Annotated in this window: 2 protein-coding genes; both read right to left on the bottom strand. The window is 65.5% G+C overall.

Annotation, left to right across the window (positions count from 1 at the left end; translation table 11 throughout):
- Positions 1-232 precede the first annotated feature (232 nt).
- Positions 233-1660, bottom strand: coding sequence for an RNA-guided endonuclease TnpB family protein (locus ACYCTF_RS06425; RefSeq protein WP_461284736.1), 1428 nt, complete (start codon positions 1658-1660; stop codon positions 233-235).
- A 632-nt stretch (positions 1661-2292) separates the two neighbouring features.
- Entirely contained in the window at positions 2293-5802 is a 3510-nt protein-coding gene (mfd, locus tag ACYCTF_RS06420; RefSeq protein WP_461284735.1) for a transcription-repair coupling factor, read from the bottom strand.
- Between the last annotated feature and the right edge of the window lie 198 nt (positions 5803-6000).

Here is a 6000-nt window from a genome sequence, read left to right as displayed (position 1 = left end):
CTCGCATGAGTTTTTATGACCCAGCGACGTTATATAACAAGGCCCGGCTTTTGTCCAGCCCCCGAAGCCCGTTGATTATCGGGAGGGGCTCGTATTGAGAACTATTACCACATTTAGAATTGCTGGGTTGCCGGGGCGCCTTTTGACATCCTCCCCTCCCTCGACCTCACGGTCGCCGCTTACGCGGAATGGGCCATACGGCCCACAATGAGGAAGGGGATTCCTACGGCGCTCAGGCAGCCTGCGCCCGAGTCGCTTCGGTGGGTTCCTGCTTCACGGAACGGCCTGACTGCGCCCATTCTCCACAGGCTAACAAGCGATGTCCTCGCTCTACAATAGTGATCGCGGCGACGAGATCGGCGTTGTCCTCGAAACCGCACTCCACGCACGCGAACCGCGCCTGCGTCTTGCGATTGTCGGCGCTGATGTGACCACAGCACGGGCACGTCCGGCTGGTGTACTGCGGCGGCACGGCGACGAGCCAGCCGCCGTTCCACGCCAGCTTGTAGTCCAGTTGGCGGCGGAACTCGAACCCGCCCTGATCGAGGATGGACTTGTTCAGGCCGGACTTGGCCCGGACGGTTCTTCCCGGTTTCTCGGTTGTGCCGGCCGCCGATTGGGACATATTCCGCACCGGCAGGTCCTCGACACATACGATCGCGTGGTTTTGGCTGACATGGCCGGCCGCATGGCCGGTCGCAGTCGTGGTCTTGTGCAGGAAGTCGCAGCGGGTAGCACCGATCCGGGTATGGATGCACTGGACGCGGGCCCTCGCCTTCTTCCCGTTGTGGCTGAACTTCTGTTTGCGGCTCATGGACTGCTGTGCCTTGCGAAACCGTGTCCGGTCGCGAATGCCCTTCAAGTCTTCGAGGGCCAATCCGCGGCCGGTGTCTTGGGCCTTGGCAACGAGCGTTTTGGACAGGGTATGATTGACGTCTTTGCGAAAACGGGCCTCGCGGCCGGATAGGTCGCGCAGTTTGCGGCGAATGGCCTTGGGCCGGCGCCCGCGGCGCTTGCGCCCCGCCGCCGCCTTCTGCAGTCCCTGGCGCCGGGTGTGGTGGCGGATGCGACAGGTCTCGACGCCATCTCCGGAATGTTTCACGCCGTCGCTGTCGGTAGCGACGTTGGCCACGCCCAGGTCGACGCCCAGGAAGTCGGTCGTTGGCGTCTTCGCCCCATCCGGCAGGTCGACCGTCACCAGCAGGAACCATTGGCCGTCGCGCCGCCGGACCAAATCGCACTGGCCCTTGGCGGCGCTGAACCGTTCGGACTGGTATGTGCCCATGATGAACGGCACGAGGATCCGGCCTTGAAGCGTCAGGAGACTCACCCGGTCCAGCCCCTTAAAGCTCATCAGGCGCAGGTCATAGGGCATGGAGGCGAAGGGACGGAAATGCGGCCGTTTCTTTTTGTCGCGTTTATAGGCCTCGCAGGTCTGGGCGATACACCGCACCGCCATCTGCGCCGAGAGCGCGAACTGGTCCCGCAGATCCCGATAATACAACCGCTGCAGAAGGACCTTGTTGGCGGTCTTTCGGACAAAGGCCTCGCCCGCCAGCCAATCCGCCGCGGCGTTGAAGGCGCGTAGTGTGGCCTCCAGCGCTGCCACCTGGTCCGGTGCCGGCAGAAGACGGGTTTGCAAGGTCATCTTCATGGGCACAGTACAGACAATATCCATCACAGAAGCAAGGGTCTGGAGGCAAAACCGGCGCTTTCCCTCCCCAGCCTAAACGCTGGGGCCTCTCGCGCGAATCTGGTGATGGCCTCATGGCGCGACACCGGCGCCGGTACGCACTACCCGGCGTCTGGCATTGCCCATGAATGTCCGGTGGCGCGCGCGGTTCGACCGGAAACCGCCCGGTACCCACGGCGCACTATAGGCCCAACACCTCCCTGGATTCGTATGGTGCCCCCGCACGCGGCCCTCCGTTCGTGATCCATCGTTCCTCGAGGCCCAATCCCGGCCGGCCATGACACCAGGCGGAATGAGGGCATTCTCGACGGCTCAAGCGGAATGATAGCCGCGTTTTAGGGCCTGCGGGGTGCGGTGCCCTGAGGGCCTTTCCGAGGCGCGGGCGCGGGATGGGGCGAAGGCGATGCGTGCGTGGGATGCGGGCCTCGCGCGCGCGTGGCCTGCGATCGACCCGCCGGTCCATGACTCCGGCCGGCTAGCGTGCCGCTATGTGTCGCGGACCGTCGTGGTGATGGCCGGGTAGCCGATGCGCTCATCCGATACGCCCACCCCCAGCCCCTGTCGGCAAGGGCTGTGCCCTTGGTGTGGGGCGAGAGGGGTTAGCGCACGCGGGGGCGCAATGGGGTCTGGGCCGGGGTCTTCAGGGGCTGTGCCCCGGACCCGAGACGGGTGATGAGCGCCATGATGCCGTCGATACGGGTATCCGGGTCGGTCCACTCGGCCTGGATGCGCAGGCCGTTGGGTCCATCCAGACGGTATTGCCGGGGCGCCGATTGTATGAGTGCGATGAGGTCGGCCGGGTCCAGGGCCGGGTTTGGCGTAAACTGGAGGCGCGCGCCCTTGGGGCCGGCGTCAATGCGGGCGATGCCAAGCGGCCGGGCGAGACGTCTTAGGCGCGCGAGGCGAAAGAGACGGGTGGCAGCCTTAGGGGGCGTCCCGAAACGGTCCGCCAGTTCACCGGCCAGGTCGTCTAGCTCCTCATCGGAGGCAGCGCTCGTAATGCGTTTGTAGAATACGAGCCGCAGGTGCGGGTCGGGGCAATAGTCCTCGGGGAGCAAGGCCGGCACATGTAACTCGATGTCGGTCGGGCGGGTGAAGAGCGCGGATTCGCCGACGCCCTCCTGTCCGGCCTTCAGGGTCGCGACCGCGCGTTCCAGGAGTTCACTGTAGAGTCCGAAGCCCACTTCGTTGATCTGACCACTCTGCGATTCCCCGAGAAGCTCTCCGGCCCCGCGGATCTCGAGATCGTGCGAGGCCAGCGCGAAGCCCACCCCGAGGTCTTCCAGGGAGGCGATCGCATCGAGGCGCTTGCGGGCGTCCGCAGTAAGCGCCCCGGGGTCGGGGGTCAGGAGATAGGCGTAGGCGCGATGGCGCGAACGGCCGACGCGTCCGCGCAGCTGGTGGAGCTGGGCCAGACCGAAGCGGTCGGCCCTTTCGATGATGATGGTGTTGGCGGTCGGGACGTCGATACCGGTCTCGATAATGGTGCTGCACAGCAGGATATGAAAGCGCTGATGATAAAAATCGAGCATGACACGCTCGAGTTCGCGCTCCGGCATCTGTCCGTGGGCGACGCGGATGTCGATTTCGGGCAGCAAGGCCTTCAGTTCATGCTCGCGCCGCGCCATTGAACGCACGTCGTTGTGCAGGAAGTAGACTTGACCGCCGCGGCGCACTTCGCGCAGGCACGCCTCGCGGATCAGCGCCGTATCCCAGGGGGTCACGAAGGTCTTGATCGACAGCCGGTCCTGGGGTGGTGTGCCGATCAAGGACACGTCGCGTATCCCGGCGAGCGCCATGTTCAAGGTACGCGGCAAGGGGGTCGCGGTCAGCGTCAAGACGTCGACGTGGGCGCGTAGCGCCTTCATGCGCTCCTTCTGCCGGACCCCGAAGCGATGTTCCTCGTCGACGATGACAAGTCCGAGCGCCTGGAAGTGTACGTCTTCCTGCAATAGCCTGTGCGTCCCTATGACGATGTCGATGCGGCCGTTCTCGAGGCGACGCAGGGCCTCCCCGATCTCCTGATGCGTGCGAAATCGCGACAGGAGATCGATCTCCACGGGGAGATCGGCGAAGCGATCGCGAAAGTTCTGGTAATGCTGCTGGGCAAGCAGCGTGGTGGGCACGAGCACCGCGACCTGTTTATGATCCTGGACGGCGAGGAACGCCGCGCGCATGGCCACCTCGGTCTTGCCGAAGCCGACGTCCCCGCACACTAGGCGATCCATGGGTCGCGGGCTTTCCATATCACTTAAGACCTCGGCTATGACGCGCGTCTGGTCAGGCGTCTCTTCGAACGGAAAGGCGTCCGCGAACCGCTCGTACTCGGGACCACGCACCGCAAAGGCATGTCCCGGTCGCGCGGCGCGGCGGGCGTAGATCTCGAGGAGCTCGGCTGCGGCATCGCGCGCTTTTTCCTCGGCGCGGCGCTTGGCCTTGTCCCAGGCCTCGTTACCGAGCTTGTGCAGGGGCGCGTGCTCGGGATCGGTCCCGGTGTAGCGGCCGAGGAGGTGGAGGTCCGTCACCGGCACATAGAGCTTGTCGCCGCCCGCGTATTCGAGCGCCAGAAACTCGTTTTCGATATCGGAGACCGAAAGTCTCACGAGTCCGAGGTAGCGACCGACGCCATGATCCTCGTGCACCACCGCATCCCCGGCGTGCAGCTCGCCAAGCCCTTTTATGAGCGCCTGCTGATCGCGGGCCTTGATGCGCCGCCGCCTCTGTTGCGCGCGCTCACCGTAGAGTTGCGATTCGACGATGACGCGCAGAGCCGGTTCGTCAAGCTCGAGCCCACGGTCAAGCGGCGCGGACATGAGGCCGAGCGGCGCCTTATCCTGGACGAAGGCATGCCACGAATCGAAGCCCTGCGGGCGGTATCCGTGGGCGGTGAGCGCTGCGCGCAGGGCCTCGCGGCGGCCGGCCGCCTCGGCGACTATGAGCGTCCGTCGCGTACCGGCAGCGAGCGCCGCAAGCAAGGCCGCATAGGGCTCGGGGGCGTGGGTGTCTTGCGGCAAGGACGGCGGTTCGCGGGTTGCGAAGTGCCGGACGATGCCGGTCCCTTCGGCAGCGAGCGAGATCTCGGGAAACCGTTCCAGGCGCTCCTTGAGCCCGGCGGCCGTCAGAAACAGCCGGTCGGGTGGAAGCACGGGTCGTTCGATATGTCCGCGCGATGCCTCATAGCGTTCCGCCGTTTCCCGTTCGAAATGCTCGGTCTGCGCGCGCGAGCCTTCCATGAACACGAGCGTGGCATGCGCCGGCAGGTAGTCGACAAAGGTCGCGACCTCAGAGAAAAAGAGCGGCAGATAATATTCGATGCCCGCAGGACTGCGGCCGTCGCTCACCTCACGGTATATGAGGCTTGCGCGCGGGTCGCCGGCGAATGCCGCCCGGTAATTCGACCGGAAGGTCTGAACGGCATCCGTCGTGAGCGGGTGTTCGCGCGCCGGCAACACGCGTATTTCGCGCAAGGTCTCCTGGGAGCGCTGGGTCTCGGGATCGAAGGTGCGGATCGACTCCACCACGTCGTCAAAGAGGTCGATGCGAAAGGCGCGGCCGGCGCCCATGGGAAAGAGGTCGATGAGTCCGCCGCGGATGGCGAATTCACCGGCCTCCATGACCTGACCGACGGCGTTATAGGCGGCCTGCACAAGGCGCTCGCGAAAGCGTTCGATATCGAGCTTGTCGCCGACCCGCAGGACGAAGCTGTGGCCGAGCAGATGTGAGGCCGGCGGCAGATAGTGCATGAGCGTGGCCGCCGCCGTGAGCACCAGGCCGTGGGTGAGGTGCGGCAGGGTGGCGAGCGTCGCCAAGCGTTCCGACAGGATGTCCGGATGGGGCGAAAAGCGGTCGTATGGCAGGCACTCCCAGTCCGGGAAGGTGAGGATCGGCGGCCCGTTCGGGTCGCGGTAGAAGGCGATCTCATCTTCCAGTCGCTCGCGCGAACGCACGTCCTGCGTGACGACGATGAGGAGGCGCCCGGCCTCGGCGGCGCGCGCCAGCGCCAATCCTCGGGCGCTGGCATGAAGCCCCACCCAGTGCTCGGATCCGGACGGTGCCGGCGGGTTCAGGGGGGAATGGATTGTGGGCAGCTCGGGGACGGACATCGGCATAGGGGCGGCATTGTAATCCAAAATACGGCCCCGTGAGGAGGGCGTGGCGGTTTCCCGGGGCGCGCACGCCGAATGCTCGCCGTGGCACACCGGACCCATGCGGTCTTTGCGCGCGCCTGTCCGGTCCTTGCGTGCCCGTCTGCGGGCACGTGGTCTTGAGGCGCGGGCGATCGGCGATGATCCTCATCGGTCGCGTTG

This window comes from Acidiferrobacter sp., from assembly GCF_054609335.1.
The sequence above is the reverse complement of the archived record's forward strand: the minus strand, read 5'-3'. Positions and strand labels throughout refer to the sequence as shown.